The organism is Massilia sp. FBCC-B171 (assembly GCF_059134155.1).
On sequence record NZ_CP101443.1, the window covers coordinates 2,798,000 to 2,813,334 of the forward strand.

Genomic DNA, 15,335 nt, shown 5'->3' on the forward strand with positions numbered 1-15,335 from the left:
GCGTTCTATACACGCCTGATGCCGACGCCCCTGCCCGCGCCCTATTTCGTCGCGGCCAGCAGCCGTGCGGCCAGCCTGGTGGGCCTGGACCTGGAAGCACTGGCGCAGGAGGATTTCGTGTCCGCCTTTACCGGCAACACCCTGCTGCCGGGCTCCGAGCCGGTATCGGCCGTGTACTCGGGCCACCAGTTCGGCGTCTGGGCCGGCCAGCTCGGCGACGGCCGCGCCATCCTGCTCGGCGACGCCGACGGCCCCGAGGGCCGAATGGAACTGCAACTCAAAGGCGCCGGCAAGACGCCGTATTCGCGCATGGGCGACGGGCGCGCCGTGCTGCGCTCCTCGATTCGCGAATTCCTGTGCTCGGAAGCCATGGCTGCGCTCGGCATTCCGACCACGCGCGCCCTCGTCGTGACCGGCTCGAACCAGCGCGTGATGCGCGAGAACATCGAAACGGCTGCCGTCGTCACCCGCATGGCGCCCAGTTTCGTGCGCTTCGGCTCTTTTGAACACTGGCATTACCGCGACAAGCCGGAAGAACTGCGGGTGCTGGCCGACTATGTGATCGACACCTTCTATGCCGAGCTGCGCGCGGCCGCCAATCCTTACAAGGAACTGCTGGCGGAAGTGACGCGCCGCACCGCGCGCATGATCGCCGGCTGGCAGTCGGTCGGCTTCATGCATGGCGTGATGAACACCGACAATATGTCGATCCTCGGCCTGACCATCGACTACGGCCCCTTCGGCTTCATGGAAGCCTTCGACGTCAACCACATCTGCAACCATACCGACCAGGGCGGGCGCTATTCGTATGCGAACCAGGTCGCGATCGGCCACTGGAATTGCTATGCGCTGGGCAATGCCCTGCTGCTCCTGATCGGCACCGTCGACGAGGCGCAAGAAGCGCTGGACGCCTACATGCCGGCCTTCGAAGCCAGGCTCGACGAGTTGCTGCACGCGAAACTGGGCCTGGCCACCGTGCAGGACGGCGACCGCGAACTGTTCGACGGGCTGTTCTCCATCATGCAGGCCGGCCACGTCGACTTCACGCTGATGTTCCGGCGTTTAAGCGAGCTGCAGGTGGAGGCGCCCGATACCGACGCGCTGCTGCGCGACCTGTTCATCGACCGCCCCGCCTTCGACGAATGGGCCGGGCGCTACCGCGCACGCCTGCGCCTGGAAAACAGCGTCGATGGCTACCGCCGCGCCGCCATGAACCGCGTCAACCCGAAGTACGTTCTGCGAAACTATCTGGCCCAGCAGGCGATCGAACATGCGCAGAATGGCGATTATGCGCTCGTGCGCGAGCTGCTGGCCGTGCTCGAACAGCCCTTCGACGAGCAGCCCGGCAAGGAACACTATGCCGCGCTGCCGCCCGACTGGGCGGCCCACCTTGAAGTAAGCTGCTCCTCGTAATTTTCTATAGAAAGAACACCATGACCGATAAAGTGACGAAGACGGACGCCGAGTGGCGTTCGCAGCTGGACCCGATGGAATACCAGGTGACGCGCCATGCCGCGACCGAACGCGCCTTCACCGGCAAGTACTGGGACCATCACGGCCACGGCATCTATCACTGCGTCTGCTGCAATACGCCGCTGTTCGAGTCCGACGCCAAGTTCGAGTCCGGCTGCGGCTGGCCCAGCTATTTCCGCGCGCTCGACCCCGAGAACGTCATCGAGAAAGTCGACACCACCCACGGCATGCGCCGCACCGAAATCATCTGCGCCGTCTGCGACGCCCACCTGGGCCACGTGTTCCCGGACGGCCCGCCGCCGACCGGCATGCGCTACTGCATCAACTCGGCCGCCCTGCGGTTTGAAGAAGTTTAAATATCCGGAGCACCATGAAATTCCTGTTCGACTTTTTCCCGCTGATCCTGTTCTTCCTCGTCTATAAATTAGGGAACGGTAACGAAGCGGCCGCTTTGGCCATCGCCGAGCAGTACCTGGGCGGCATGGTCTCGGGCGGCAAGATTTTGGCGGACCAGGCGCCGATGATGCTCGCCACCGTGGTGGCCATCATCGCGACCTTCCTCCAGGTCGGCTACCTGATGCTGCGCCGGCGCAAGGTGGACGGCATGCTGTGGGTGTCCTTCTTCGTCATCGTCGTCTTCGGCGGCATGACGATCTACCTGCACGACGAAACCTTCATCAAGTGGAAGCCGACCATCATCTATTGGGTCTTCGCCGCCGGCCTCTTGATCAGCCAGGTGTTCTTCAACAAGAACCTGATGCGCAAGGCCATGGAAGAAGCGCTGCCGCTGCCGGACGCCGTCTGGCCGCGCGTCGGCTTCACCTGGGTCGTGTTCCTGTTCCTGCTCGGCGCGCTGAACCTGATCATGGCCTTCGTCGTGTTTCGCGATAACACGGCCGCCTGGGTCAACTTCAAGGTCTTCGGCATGACCGCCATCTTCTTCGTGTTCACCATTGCCCAGTCGATGCTGCTCATGAAACACATTCCGCAGGAGAAAGCATGAATCCCGGCCAACCCGTCAATCCAGCCGTCGACAGCCGCCCCGAGCGCATCCAGCTGGCGCTGCAGGCGGCGCTTGCGCCCAGCCTGCTCGAAGTCACCGACGATTCCCACCTGCACGCCGGCCACGCCGGCGCGGCCTCCGGCGGCGGGCATTACAGCGTCAAAATCGTCTCCGAGCGCTTCCATGGACTGAGACTCGTCATGCGTCATCGACTGGTGTATGATGCCGTGGCCGAAATGATGCGGGCCGAGATCCACGCCCTCGCCATCACGGCGCTGGCGCCCTCTGAAACGGACTGAGGCCGGTTCAGGCTCGCTTAAGAAAATTGACTCACAATCGCTGACGCACAATTGTTGAACTGCTCGGCAAAAGAACGACTCTAATCTTGTCCAAGACTCTCCCTCCACAGGAACCAATAATGACTTTGAAGCCAGCACGCCTGCTGTTAGCCTTGACCGCCGCATTTGCTACCTGCGCAGCGCCCGCCTTCGCCCAGAATTTGGCCGTCGTGAACGGCAAGGCCATTCCGACCTCGCGCGTCGATGCGATCGTCAAGCAGGTCGTCGCCCAGGGCCAGGGCCAGGATTCCCCGCAACTGCGCGAAGCCGTCAAGCGTGACCTGATCGCCCGCGAAGTACTGATGCAGGAAGCCATCAAGCAAGGCTACGACAAAAAGCCCGACGTCAAGCAAGCCCTCGACAGCGCCCGCCAGGCCATCGTCGTGAACCAGCTGGCACGCGACTACATCGCCAAGAACCCGGTGACCGATGCCGACATCAAGGCCGAGTACGACCGCTACGCCAAGACCCAGGCCGGCGAGAAGGAATACCACATCCGCCACATCCTGACCGGCACCGAAGACGAAGCGAAAGCCGTCATCGCCAAGCTCAAGGGCGGCGCCAAGTTCGAAGAACTGGCCAAGACCAGCAAGGACACCGGTTCGGCTGCCAATGGCGGCGATCTCGATTGGGCAGCACCATCGGCCTTCCCGCCTGAATTCGCAGCCGGCTTCACCAAGCTGCAAAAAGGCGGCGTCACCGACACCCCGGTGAAAACCGGCGCCGGCTTCCACGTCATCAAGGTCGACGACGTGCGCGCGGTGAAAGTGCCGCCAATGGAAGAGATCAAGTCCCAGATCGCGGAAGGCCTGACTCAGAGCAAACTGGCGGCATACCAAGAGGAAATGGTCAAAAAGGCAAAGGTGCAGTAAGATGTTTGCCACCGGCGCCGTCGCTGGCGCCGGCCCTGTCGTCGCCAACGGGCGACTTTTCGAGTTTTTATAGGATCTGAACAATGATTTTGAAGCCAACCCGCCTGTTGCTCGCCATGTCGTTCATCGTGGCCGCACCTGTCTTCGCCCAGAACGTTGCGACCGTGAACGGCAAGCCGATTCCGGCAGCGCGGGTCGACCAGATGGTCAAGCAGGTCGTCGCCCAAGGCCGTGCAACCGATTCGCCGCAGCTGCGTGAAATGATCAAGAAGGACCTGATCGGCCGTGAAGTGCTGATCCAGGAAGCCGACAAGCAGAACGTGGGCGCGCGCGCCGACGTCAAGGCCGCCATCGACAACGCACGCCAGAGCATCATCATCAACGCGATGCTGGCCGACTACGTCAAGAAGAACCCGGTCAAGGACGCCGACATCAAGGCCGAGTACGACAAGGCGAAAGCCGGCGCACCGGACAAGGAATACAAGGCACGCCACATCCTGGTCGAGAAAGAGGAAGACGCGAAAGCGATCATCACCAAGCTCAAGGGCGGCGCCAAGTTCGAAGAACTGGCCAAGCAGAGCAAGGACCCGGGTTCGGCTGCCAATGGCGGCGACCTCGGCTGGACCGACCCATCGCGTTTCGTGCCTGAGTTCTCGAAGGCGATGAGCGCACTGAAGGTCGGCGCGATCACCGACACCCCGGTCAAGACCCAGTACGGCTACCACGTCATCAAGCTCGACGAAACCCGCCCGGTGACGATCCCGCCACTGGACCAGGTCAAGCAGCAGGTGGCAGAACAGCTGCAGCAGCGCAAACTGGCGGAATACCGCGAGTCGCTGCTGAAGAAGGCCACGATCAAGTAATTCTGATCGGCTGGACGAGAAAGGCGCTTCCGAGGAAGCGCCTTTTTTATTGTTGGCGTTCTAATGACGTTGATCGGAGGGACGTAGGGTGGGCGGCTACACCCTAACCGATGCAACCACGCTGCATACGCGCCGCCCACGCGTTCAACCGGCTCGTGAAACTTCGCGTCCCTTCAAACGCTGGTTGAACGCGTGGGCGGCGTTCAAGCCGCTGGCCAACCAGTCAGTCGGGTGTAGCCGCCCACCCTACGTCCCTTCGCTCCCCGTCGCGTGGCATTCAATCGCAATGCTTCGGCGCCCCCGGATACTGCCCGTTGTTATACGTATCCAGAACCCCGGCCCAGGTTTTCTGGGTCGCACAATCGCCCGGCCCGCAGGTCGACGGCACCGTGCCGCTGCGCAGCCAGGCGTTCGCTGCATTGATCACCGACTGCACGCCGGACGGCGCCGAAGCACCCGCGGCGCGGTTCAGCACGGCGGCGATGTACTGGTGTGCCAGGATGATGTAGCCGCTGCCGCGCGGCGGCGTGTCGAGGATCTGCTGCCAGGTGAGGCCTGAGGAAAAGAACAGCGCCTTGCGGCTGTAGGGTGCGGGCCAGAGTACGTTCGGCTTGTTGCCCCAGTAGCCCTGGGTGCGCACGCAGCCCTTGGGCGCGCAGCCGCAGACGGCGTCGGCGGTCATCATCTCGCTCTCCACGAACAGCGTGCGCAGGGTGGGGTCGGTCAAGGTGCTCAGCTGTATCGTGGCGGCGCTGCGCAGCACGCCCAGCGTCAAGGGCGGCGCCTCGACGCTGTAGGGCACCACCAGCGTGCTCCCTGCCCGCGCCTGCGCCAGGCCCGCGCTGGCCGCCGCCGCATCCACATAGCCGTCGCGCGAGGTCTGGTTCTGGATGCGGCTGTCGACGCGCACCTGCGCCCCTTCCAGGCCCGGCGCAGTCACCACACCCGAGTAGCGCCAGCGCCCCGTGGCTTCGTCGGCGCAGACGTCGAAGGTGGCGGCGGCGGCTTGCGGGGCCGCGTTCTGGGCCAGTGCGGTGTGGGACAGGCCGAGTGCGAATGCGATCGCGAGGACGGCGCGGGCGGGCGAAAAGCGGTGCGTCAGGGACATGAGGGTCTCCATCGGCTGAGGGACGGCAGGACTGCCGTGGCTTCATGATGAACGCGCCGCCGCCGCACCGAATTGTGCGGCCTCAGCAGCCTAACTCTTTGAATTTTAACGAAGAAATATTGTCGAAAAAAAAGCGCTTCCGAAGAAGCGCTTTTTTTCGCAGCGGCAAACCGGGGGTCAGCCGACCCACTTGCGCGCGTTGCGGAACATGCGCATCCAGGGCGCATCGTCGCTCCACTCAGGCGGCGCCCACGAATGCACGGCGGTACGGAACACGCGCTCGGCGTGCGGCATCATGGCCGTGAAGCGGCCATCCTGCGTCGTCACCGCCGTCAAGCCGCAGGGCGAGCCGTTCGGGTTGAACGGATAGGCTTCGGTCGCCTGCCCGCGGTTGTCGACATAGCGCAGCGACTGCACGACCTGGCTCAGGTCGCCGGTCAGCGAGAAGTCGGCGAAGCCTTCACCGTGCGCGATCGCCAGCGGCGCCTGGGTGCCGGCCATATCGGCAAAGAAGATCGACGGCGAGTCGAGCACCTCGACCATGCCGAAGCGCGCTTCGAACTGCTCCGACTTGTTGCGCGTGAACTTGGGCCAGGCATGGGCGCCCGGGATCATCGATTTCAGGTTCGACAGCATCTGGCAGCCGTTGCACACGCCGAGGCCAAAGGTATCCTGGCGCGCGAAGAAGGCGGCGAACTGGTCGGCCAGTTGGGCATTGAACAGGATGGTCTTGGCCCAGCCCTCACCCGCGCCCAGCACGTCGCCGTAGGAGAAGCCGCCGACCGCGATCACGCCCTGGAAATCGCTCAAGGTCGCACGGCCCGCGATCAGATCGCTCATGTGGACGTCGACCGCGGCGAAGCCGGCCTGGTGCATCGCCCAGGCGGTCTCGATGTGCGAGTTGACGCCCTGCTCGCGCAGGATGGCCACGCGCGGACGCACGCCCGTTGCAATGAAGGGCGCGGCGATGTTTTCGCTCGGGTTGAAGGTCAGCACTGGCGTGATGCCGGGATCGGTTTCGTCCAGCAGGCGATCGTATTCCTGGTCGGCGCAATCCGGATTGTCGCGCAGGCGAGCGATGCGCCAGCTGGTCTCGGACCAGAGGCGGTGCAGGCTGCTGCGCTTTTCGTTGTAGATGACTTTGGCGTCGCGCGTGAACTCGATCGCGCCGCGCTCGTTGACCTTGCCGATGATGTGGCTGCAGGCGCCCAGGCCCAGCTCGCGCAGCACGTTCATCACGTCGCGCTTATCGGCATCGCGCACCTGCACCACGGCGCCCAGCTCTTCCGAGAACAGCGCGCGCAGCGTCATCTCGTTGCGGCGCTCGCCCACTTGCGCGGCCCAGTTCTTGGCGTCGCCCCAGTCGGACGCATGCTCGTCGCCCATCGCCAGGATGTCGAGGTTGACCGAGACGCCGGCACGGCCGGCGAAGGCCATTTCGACCAGGGTCGCGAACAAACCGCCGTCGGAACGGTCGTGGTAGGCGAGCAGCTTGTCTTCCAGGTTCAGGCGCTGGATCGCGGCGAAGAAGGCTTTCAGGTCCTCGGCCGAATCGACATCGGGCACCGAGTCGCCCAGTTGCTGGGTCACCTGCGCCAGCGCGGAGGCACCGAGGCGGTTCTTGCCGCGGCCGAGGTCGATCAGCACCAGCACGGTGTCGCCCAGGTCCGTACGCAGTTGCGGCGTCAGGCAGCGGCGCACGTCCGTCACCGGCGCGAAGCTTGATACGATCAGCGAGACCGGCGAGATCACCGATTTGGCAACGCCATCATCGCTCCAGGTGGTGCGCATCGACAGCGAATCCTTGCCGACCGGGATGCTGATGCCCAGCGCCGGGCACAGTTCCATGCCCACCGCTTTCACGGTGTCGAACAGCGCGGCATCCTGGCCCGGCTGGCCGCAGGCCGCCATCCAGTTGGCCGAGAGCTTGATGTCTTCGATGCTGGCGATCGGGGCAGCGGCGATGTTGGTGATCGCCTCGCCCACGGCCATGCGGCCGGACGCGGCGGCGTTAATGACGGCCAGCGGGGTGCGCTCGCCCATCGCCATCGCTTCGCCCTTGAAGCCTTCATAGCTCATGGCGGTGACGGCGCAGTCAGCCACCGGCACCTGCCACGGTCCGACCATCTGGTCGCGCACGGTCATGGCGCCGACGCTGCGGTCGCCGATCGTGATCAGGAAGGACTTGTCGGCCACCGTCGGCAACAGCAGCACGCGGCGCGCCGCTTCATCCAGGGCGAGGCCGGTCAGGTCGATCGCGGGCAGCGTGCGCTGGACGTGCTCGACGTCGCGCGTCATCTTCGGCGGTTTGCCGAGCAGGACGTCCATCGGCATGTCGACCGGGTTGTTGCCTGCCTGCTGGTCGATGACCTTCAGCTGGCGCTCTTCGGTGGCGACACCGATGACGGCGAAGGGGCTGCGCTCGCGTTCGCACAGCGATGCAAATAAACTAAGGCTTTCTGGCGCAATTGCCAACACATATCGCTCTTGCGACTCGTTTGACCAAATTTCCTTCGGCGACATGCCGCTCTCTTCGAGCTGGATCTTGCGCAGGTCAAAGATCGCGCCGCGCTTGGCGTCGTTCACGATTTCCGGGAAGGCGTTCGAGAGGCCGCCCGCGCCGACGTCGTGGATCGAGATGATGGGATTGTTCTCACCCAGCTGCCAGCAGCCGTTGATGACTTCCTGGGCGCGCCGTTCCATTTCCGGATTGCCGCGCTGGACCGAGTCGAAGTCCAGGTCGGCGGTGTTGGTGCCGGTCGCCATCGAGGACGCGGCCGAGCCGCCCATGCCGATGCGCATGCCCGGGCCGCCGAGCTGGATCAAGAGGCTGCCGGGCGGGATGTCGTTTTTAAACGTGTGCTGGTCGGAGATGTTGCCGATGCCGCCCGCGATCATGATCGGCTTGTGGTAGCCGTAGACGCCGCCGGCGGCCTGCGCGTTCTGTTCGTAAGTGCGGAAGTAGCCGCCCAGGACAGGCCGGCCGAATTCGTTGGAAAACGCGGCGCCGCCGAGCGGGCCGTCGATCATGATCTGCAGGGGCGACGCGATGCGTTCCGGCTTGCCGTAGACGGGCGCATCGCCCTTCTGGCTTGCCGTCACGTCGGCCGCGTTTTCCCACGGACGCTGGGCGTCCGGCAGCAGCAGGTTCGAGACCGTGAAGCCCGTGAGGCCAGCTTTCGGCTTGGCGCCGCGGCCGGTCGCGCCTTCGTCGCGGATCTCGCCGCCCGCACCCGTGGAGGCGCCCGGGAAGGGCGAGATTGCGGTCGGGTGGTTGTGCGTTTCCACCTTCATCAGGGTGTGCGTCAGCTCCGTGATCGGCGCGTACTCTTGACCGGCGCCCGGGAAGAAGCGCGTGACGACCGCGCCTTCCATGATCGACGAGTTGTCGCTGTAGGCGACCACGGTGCCCTTCGGCTGCAGCTGGTGCGTGTTCTTGATCATGCCGAACAGCGACTTGTCCTGCTTCACGCCGTCGATGATCCAGTCGGCGTTGAAGATCTTGTGGCGGCAGTGTTCACTGTTGGCCTGGGCGAACATCATCAGCTCGACGTCGGTCGGGTTGCGCTGCGCTTTCGTGAACGCCTCGTACAGGTAGTCGATCTCGTCGATCGACATGGCCAGGCCCAGTTCCGTGTTCGCGCGCAGCAGGGCCTCGCGGCCTTCCTTCAGCACGTCGATCGATTCGAGCTGTTTGCCTTCGAGTTCAGTAAAGAGTTGCGAAGCTTCTTCGGCATGGCGCAGCACCGTCTCGGTCATCCGGTCGTGTAAGAGCGCGGCGACGTTCGCCAGTTCCTCGTCGTTCAGTTTCTTTGGCGCGCCGATGCTGCTGCCCAGGATGCCGCTTTTCAGCACCACGGTGTAGGCCACGCCGCGCTCGATGCGGTGGACGTGCGCCATGCCGCAGTTGTGCGCGATGTCGGTCGCCTTCGAGGCCCAGGGCGAAATCGTGCCCAGGCGCGGGATGACGAAGAACAGGGCGGTCGTGCCTTCATACAGCGTTTCGGGAACCGGCTCGCCGTAGGTCAGCATGGCGGTAAGGCGCTCGGTGTCCTCGATCGCCAGCGGCGCGCTGCTGTCGATGAAGTGGACAAAACGGGCCTGGACCGCGGCGATCGCGGGGGCGGCTGCTTGCAGCTGGCTCAGGAGGCGTTGGCTACGGAATACGGAGAGGGCATTGGAACCCGGCAGAATCAACATGGCTGGAAGTCGGTTGATGCAGCGTGGCTGCGGGTGGAAGATAGCCCGCTATTATACAGGGTTGACAATATTGCCTATGCGGGGCGCTTGATCGCAGTTGCCCAGCTTCCCGCTTGTCGGTATTGTAGCGATAGTGAAGGCGCCATTCGTGCGCCCATGAGAGAGACGATGCAAGAGAACAGCCAACTGTCGGTCCTGGTAATCGATCCCAACCCGGGGATGCGCAGCAATTTGCAGAACATGCTCAACCTGGCGGGCATCAACAAGATCGAATACGCCGTCAACTCGGGCACCGCGATCCGCCAGCTGACGCGCCGTGCCTACGACATCGTCCTCTGCGAATACGATCTTGGCAGCAGCTCCGGCGACGGCCAGGATGGCCAGCAGCTGCTGGAAGACCTGCGCCACCACCGCCTGATCAGCCCCTGGTCGATCTTCATCATGCTGACCTCGGAAGCCGTCTACGGCAAGGTGATCGGTGCGGCCGAGCTGACGCCGACCGACTACATCCTCAAGCCCTTCACCGCCGAGACGCTGGGCGGGCGCATCGGCCGCGCGATCGATCGGCGTGCCGTCTTCCTGCCGACCTGGCAGCTGGTCGCCCATGGCAACGTGCCGGAAGCGATCCGCTCGGCCGCGGCCGCCGAGATCGCCCATCCGCGCTACGCGCTCGAGTGTGCGCGCCTGCGCGCCGAGCTGCACGTGAACCAGGGCGAGCATGGCGAGGCCGAAGAAATCTACCGCAAGGTACTCGATTTCAAACCGCTCGGCTGGGCCGCGCTGGGGCTGGCGCGCGCCCAATTCGCCCAGCGCCGCATCGACGAAGCGCGCGATACGCTGCAGGTGCTGGTCGCCGCCAACCCGCGCCTGATGGCCGGCTACGACTTGCTGGCGCGCTGCCACGAAGCGGCGGGCAACCATGCGCAAGCCCAGAAAATCCTCGAGGAAGCCGTCGCCATCTCGCCGCACATGGTGCGGCGCCTGCGCAAACTGGGCGAAGTCGCATTTGAAGCGGGCGACTCGGCGGCCGCCGAAAAATCGTTCAGGCAGGTCGTCGCCAAGGCCCGCTATTCCGAATTCCGCGATCCCGAAGACCACGTGCGCCTGGTGAAAGCGCTCGTGAAACGCGGCGACGTGCTGGGCGCGAGCGGCGTGGTGCGCGAGCTGGAACGCTCGATGAAGGCAAGCCCCGAACTTGAGGCCTGCGTCGCCGTCGCCAACGCGGCCGTGCACGACGCGGCCGGCAACCGCGCCGGCGCCTTAACCGACCTGCAGGGCGCGGTGGCGGCGGTGCGTTCCAGCAGCGGCCTGTCGACCGGTCTCAAGATCGGCCTGGTGCGCTCCTGCCTCGACCACCGCTTCGACAAGGGCGCGCAGGACGTCATGATGGCGGTCGTGAACGACCAGCACAGCGGCGTAAGCTCGCAGGACGCATTGACCCTGTTCGCGCAGGCCGGCCGGCGCGATCTGGCCGACGGCGTCCAGCAGCAGCTCAAGGCCCAGGCCCAGATCCTGCTCGGCGTGGCCGACGAAAAGCGCAACATGGGCGACGTGCGCGGCGCGGTCCAGACCCTGCTCGAGGCCCTGCACATGGCGCCGCTGAACTTGCAGGTGATGATCGCGGTGGCGGGCGGGGTGCTCAGGCAGATCAACGAGCTCGGATGGGATCATCCGCTGGGAGAGCTGTGCCTTGCCCAGCTGGAGAAGATCCGGGCGATCGACGCACAGCATCCGCGGCTGGAGTCGCTCGACGAAGAATATCTGGCGATGCGCAGGAAGTACGGTATCGCGGGATAATCGCATCGTTCTTCGTAGGGTGGGCTCTCGAGCCCACCCTGCTATACTTCTCCGTACCCTCCTCCGCCTGGCGTCTCGATGATGAAGCGGTCGCCGGCCGCCATCTCGACCTTGCCGATATGCCCCACTGATTCCACCCGCCCATCGGCGCGCACCACCGTGTTGACGCCGCGTGCGCCCGGTTCGCCGCCGGCCATCCCGAAGGGCGCGTAAATCCGGTTGTTCGACAGGATCGCCGCCGTCATCGGTTCCAGGAAGCGCACTTCGCGCACCCCGCCCTTGCCCCCATGCCAGCGCCCCGCCCCGCCGGAGCCGGGCTTGACCGCATAGCTTTCCAGCCGCACCGGGAAGCGGAACTCGAGCACTTCGGGATCCGTCAGGCGCGAATTGGTCATGTTGGTCTGCACGACATCGGTGCCATCAAAACCCCCGCCCGCGCCGCTGCCGCCGGAAATCGTTTCGTAATACTGGTAGCGCGCGTTCCCGAAAGTGAAATTGTTCATCGTGCCTTGCGAGGCGGCCATCACCCCAAGCGCGCCGTACAGGGCGTTGGTGATGCAGGTCGAGGTCTCGACATTGCCCGAGACGACAGAGGCCGGGTAGCGGGGATTGAGCATCGAGCCTGGCGGGATAATCACCTCGAGCGGTTTCAGGCAGCCGCCGTTGAGCGGGATCTCGTCGGCGACCAGGGTGCGAAAGACATAGAGCACGGCCGCCATGCAGACCGCGGACGGCGCGTTGAAGTTGTTTTCCAGCTGCTGCGAGGTGCCCGTGAAATCGATGCGGGCGCTGCGCGCGGCCTGGTCGACGGTAATCGCCACCGCGATGCGCGCGCCGTTGTCGAGGTCCACGGCGAAGGCGCCGTCCTTCAGCGCCGTGATCACGCGCCGCACCGCTTCCTCGGCATTGTCCTGCACGTGGCCCATGTAGGCGCGCACCACGTCCAGGCCGAAATGCGCGACCATCCGGTGCAGCTCCTCGACGCCCTTGCGGTTGGCCGCGACCTGGGCGCGCAGGTCGGCCATGTTCTGGTCGGGATTCCTCGCCGGGTAGCGCGCACCTGCCAGGAGCGCGCGTGTCTCGACCTCGCGAAGCACGCCGTCCGTCCCGTCGACGAGCTTGAAGTTGTCGATCAGGACGCCCTCCTCCTCGATATGCGTGGAGTCGGGCGGCATCGAGCCGGGCGTGGTGCCGCCGATGTCGCCATGGTGGCCGCGCGAGCCGACGTAGAAAAGAATTTCCGCGCCGGCTTCGTCGAACACCGGCGAGATCACGGTGACGTCGGGCAGGTGCGTGCCGCCGTTATAGGGGTCGTTGAGCATGTAGACGTCGCCGGCGCGCATGCGCCCGGCATTCTCGCGCATCACGGTCTTGATGCTCTCGCCCATCGAGCCCAGGTGCACCGGCATGTGCGGCGCGTTGGCCACCAGGTTGCCGCCGGCGTCGAAAATCGCGCAGGAAAAATCGAGCCGCTCCTTGATGTTGACGGAACTGGCGGTGTTCTGCAGGCGCAGGCCCATCTGCTCGGCGATCGACATGAACAGGTTGTTGAAGATCTCGAGCATGACCGGATCGGCGCTGGTGCCGATCGCGCGCCGCGCCGGCAGCGCTTCCACGCGGCGCAGCACGAGGTGGCCGTAAGGCGTGACTTCCGCCTGCCAGCCCGGTTCGATCACGGTCGTCGCATTGTCCTCGGCGACGATGGCCGGTCCCTTGATGATGTCGCCCGCACGAACGTCCGCGCGGCGGTAGATGTGGGTGCCATGCCAGGCGCCGGCGCTGAACAGCTTCACCGTTTCGCAGGCTGCCAGTGCGCCCTGGCGCGGCGCCTGCGAGGGCAGCGCCTCGGGCGGGGCTTGCGAGCGGCCCAGGGCTTCGACCGAGACCGCTTCCACGATCAGCGCGCGCGAGGGCATCAGGAAGGAGAAGCGGCGCTTGTAGGCCGACTCGAAAGCGGCCTGCATCGCGGCCGCATCGCTGAAGTCAACCAGTAGGGCCGAATCGGTACCCTCGTAGCGCAGGTGGACCCGCTTGAGCACCGTGATGCGCGCGGTGTCCACGCCTTGCGCGCGCAGCTCGCGTGCCGCGGCATCGCCAAGCTGTTCCAGGCGCGCTGCCAGCGCCGCGGGGTCGGCCCCATCGAGCCGCTCTTCGACCGCCTGTTCGCGCATCGCGCTCTGGTCGGCCAGGCCCATGCCATAGGCCGACAGCACGCCGGCCAGGCTGTGGATGAAGACCGTCTTCATGCCCAGCGCGTCGGCCACCAGGCAGGCGTGCTGGCCGCCGGCGCCGCCGAAACTGGTCAACGCATAACCAGTGACGTCGTGCCCGCGCTGCACCGAGATCTGCTTGATCGCATTGGCCATGTTCCCGACCGCGATCTCGATGAAGCCTTCGGCCACCTGTTCCGGCGTGCGCAGTTCGCCCCCGGCGTCGGCGATCTCGCGCGCGAGCTGCACGAACCCGGCTCGCACCGTGTCGGCATCGAGCGGCTCGTTCGCTGCAGGCCCGAACAGGCGCGGAAAGTGCTGCGGCTGGATTTTACCGAGCATCAGGTTGGCGTCGGTGACCGTCAGCGGCCCGCCGCGCCGGTAGCTGGCCGGTCCCGGATTGGCGCCGGCGCTGTCCGGGCCCACCCGGTAGCGGCTGCCGTCGAAATGCAGGACCGAGCCGCCGCCGGCGGCGACCGTATGAATGCTCATCATCGGCGCGCACATGCGCACCCCGGCGACCTGGGTCTCGAAGACGCGCTCAAATTCGCCGGCGTAATGGGAAACGTCGGTCGAGGTGCCGCCCATGTCGAAGCCGATGACGCGCTCAAAACCGGCCGCGCGGCTGGCGCGCACCATGCCGACGATGCCGCCGGCCGGTCCCGAGAAAATGCTGTCCTTGCCCTGGAAGCCGCGCGCATCGGCCAGGCCGCCGTTCGACTGCATGAACTGCAGGTGCACGCCGGGCAGTTCGCTTGCCACCTGGTCGACGTAGCGGCGCAGGATGGGCGAGAGGTAGGCGTCGACCACGGTGGTGTCGCCGCGTGCGACCAGCTTCATCAGCGGGCTCACTTCGTGCGAGACCGACACCTGGGTAAACCCGATATCGCGCGCGATGCGGGCCACTTCCGCTTCGTGCCGGGTATGGCGGTAGCCGTGCATGAAGACGATCGCCAGCGCGCGCGTCCCGCTGTCGAACACCGCCTGCAGGCCGGCGCGCGCCTGGACGGCGTCGAGCTCGCGCACGGTCTCGCCGTGCGCGCCGATGCGTTCGATCACCTCGACCACCTGGCCGTAGAGGAGCTCGGGCAGCACGATGTGGCGCTCGAAGAGCTTGGGACGGTTCTGGTAGGCGATGCGCAGCGCGTCGCGAAAGCCGTGCGTGATCGCGAGCGCGGTGGGCGCGCCCTTGCGCTCGAGGAGCGCGTTGGTGGCGACCGTCGTCCCCATCTTGACGGCTTCGATGCGCTGCGCCGGCAGGGGCTCGCCAGCTGCGGCGCTCAACAAGTGGCGGATGCCGGCCACGGCCGCATCGCGGTACTGGCCGGGGTTCTCGGACAGCAGCTTGTGCGTGACGAGCTGCCCGTGTGGGGTGCGCGCCACGACGTCGGTGAAGGTGCCGCCACGGTCGATCCAGAACTGCCAATCCATGCAAACTCCCATGCCGGTTCAGGTATTCGCGTATTGTATG

Annotated in this window: 10 protein-coding genes; 7 read left to right on the forward strand and 3 right to left on the reverse strand. The window is 65.4% G+C overall.

The window, feature by feature from the left end; genetic code table 11:
• The first annotated feature begins 18 nt into the window (after window positions 1-18).
• The 6 genes from NMB41_RS12730 to NMB41_RS12755 all read left to right on the forward strand — a co-directional run bounded on the left by NMB41_RS12730 (window position 19) and on the right by NMB41_RS12755 (window position 4,549).
• Window positions 19-1,413 carry a protein adenylyltransferase SelO gene (locus tag NMB41_RS12730; RefSeq protein WP_494378186.1) on the forward strand — a complete coding sequence of 465 codons (1,395 nt, stop codon included), beginning with the start codon at window positions 19-21 and terminating at the stop codon, window positions 1,411-1,413.
• Between the two features lie 20 nt (window positions 1,414-1,433).
• On the forward strand, window positions 1,434-1,829 hold the full coding sequence (gene msrB, locus NMB41_RS12735; RefSeq protein ID WP_494378187.1) for a peptide-methionine (R)-S-oxide reductase MsrB: 396 nt from the start codon (window positions 1,434-1,436) through the stop codon (window positions 1,827-1,829).
• A gap of 14 nt (window positions 1,830-1,843) precedes the next feature.
• On the forward strand, window positions 1,844-2,476 hold the full coding sequence (locus NMB41_RS12740) for a septation protein A (protein ID WP_494378188.1): 633 nt from the start codon (window positions 1,844-1,846) through the stop codon (window positions 2,474-2,476).
• Entirely contained in the window at window positions 2,473-2,775 is a 303-nt protein-coding gene (locus NMB41_RS12745; RefSeq protein WP_494378189.1) for a BolA family protein, read from the forward strand. The genes NMB41_RS12740 and NMB41_RS12745 overlap by 4 nt, the downstream gene beginning before the upstream one ends.
• A 119-nt stretch (window positions 2,776-2,894) precedes the next feature.
• On the forward strand, window positions 2,895-3,686 hold the full coding sequence (locus NMB41_RS12750) for a peptidylprolyl isomerase (RefSeq protein WP_494378190.1): 792 nt from the start codon (window positions 2,895-2,897) through the stop codon (window positions 3,684-3,686).
• An 83-nt stretch (window positions 3,687-3,769) separates the two neighbouring features.
• The gene (locus tag NMB41_RS12755) at window positions 3,770-4,549 is read left to right on the forward strand and encodes a peptidylprolyl isomerase (protein ID WP_494378191.1); all 780 of its coding nucleotides are present in this window, start codon (window positions 3,770-3,772) and stop codon (window positions 4,547-4,549) included.
• Between the two features lie 277 nt (window positions 4,550-4,826).
• Here the strand turns inward: NMB41_RS12755 and NMB41_RS12760 are convergent, their stop codons facing one another.
• Together NMB41_RS12760 and purL are read right to left on the reverse strand one after the other, a co-directional pair.
• The gene (locus NMB41_RS12760; RefSeq protein WP_494378192.1) at window positions 4,827-5,657 is read right to left on the reverse strand and encodes a hypothetical protein; all 831 of its coding nucleotides are present in this window, start codon (window positions 5,655-5,657) and stop codon (window positions 4,827-4,829) included.
• 177 nt (window positions 5,658-5,834) lie between these two features.
• The gene (gene purL, locus NMB41_RS12765) at window positions 5,835-9,857 is read right to left on the reverse strand and encodes a phosphoribosylformylglycinamidine synthase (protein ID WP_494378193.1); all 4,023 of its coding nucleotides are present in this window, start codon (window positions 9,855-9,857) and stop codon (window positions 5,835-5,837) included.
• A 168-nt stretch (window positions 9,858-10,025) separates the two neighbouring features.
• On the opposite strand from purL, the gene NMB41_RS12770 reads away from it, so the two are divergent.
• Window positions 10,026-11,654, forward strand: a complete 1,629-nt coding sequence (locus NMB41_RS12770; RefSeq protein ID WP_494378194.1) for a response regulator — start codon at window positions 10,026-10,028, stop codon at window positions 11,652-11,654.
• 41 nt (window positions 11,655-11,695) lie between these two features.
• Here NMB41_RS12770 and NMB41_RS12775 read toward each other — a convergent pair whose 3' ends face one another.
• Complete coding sequence (locus NMB41_RS12775) at window positions 11,696-15,295, reverse strand: hydantoinase B/oxoprolinase family protein (RefSeq protein WP_494378195.1); 3,600 nt, start codon at window positions 15,293-15,295, stop codon at window positions 11,696-11,698.
• Window positions 15,296-15,335 lie beyond the last annotated feature (40 nt).

Coding starts and splice junctions, on each gene's coding strand:
- NMB41_RS12730 (WP_494378186.1), top strand. CDS start 19: ATGCCGACGCCCCTGCCCGCGCCCTATTTCGTCGCGGCCAGCAGCCGT.
- msrB (WP_494378187.1), top strand. CDS start 1,434: ATGACCGATAAAGTGACGAAGACGGACGCCGAGTGGCGTTCGCAGCTG.
- NMB41_RS12740 (WP_494378188.1), top strand. CDS start 1,844: ATGAAATTCCTGTTCGACTTTTTCCCGCTGATCCTGTTCTTCCTCGTC.
- NMB41_RS12745 (WP_494378189.1), top strand. CDS start 2,473: ATGAATCCCGGCCAACCCGTCAATCCAGCCGTCGACAGCCGCCCCGAG.
- NMB41_RS12750 (WP_494378190.1), top strand. CDS start 2,895: ATGACTTTGAAGCCAGCACGCCTGCTGTTAGCCTTGACCGCCGCATTT.
- NMB41_RS12755 (WP_494378191.1), top strand. CDS start 3,770: ATGATTTTGAAGCCAACCCGCCTGTTGCTCGCCATGTCGTTCATCGTG.
- NMB41_RS12760 (WP_494378192.1), bottom strand. CDS start 5,657: ATGTCCCTGACGCACCGCTTTTCGCCCGCCCGCGCCGTCCTCGCGATC.
- purL (WP_494378193.1), bottom strand. CDS start 9,857: ATGTTGATTCTGCCGGGTTCCAATGCCCTCTCCGTATTCCGTAGCCAA.
- NMB41_RS12770 (WP_494378194.1), top strand. CDS start 10,026: ATGCAAGAGAACAGCCAACTGTCGGTCCTGGTAATCGATCCCAACCCG.
- NMB41_RS12775 (WP_494378195.1), bottom strand. CDS start 15,295: ATGGATTGGCAGTTCTGGATCGACCGTGGCGGCACCTTCACCGACGTC.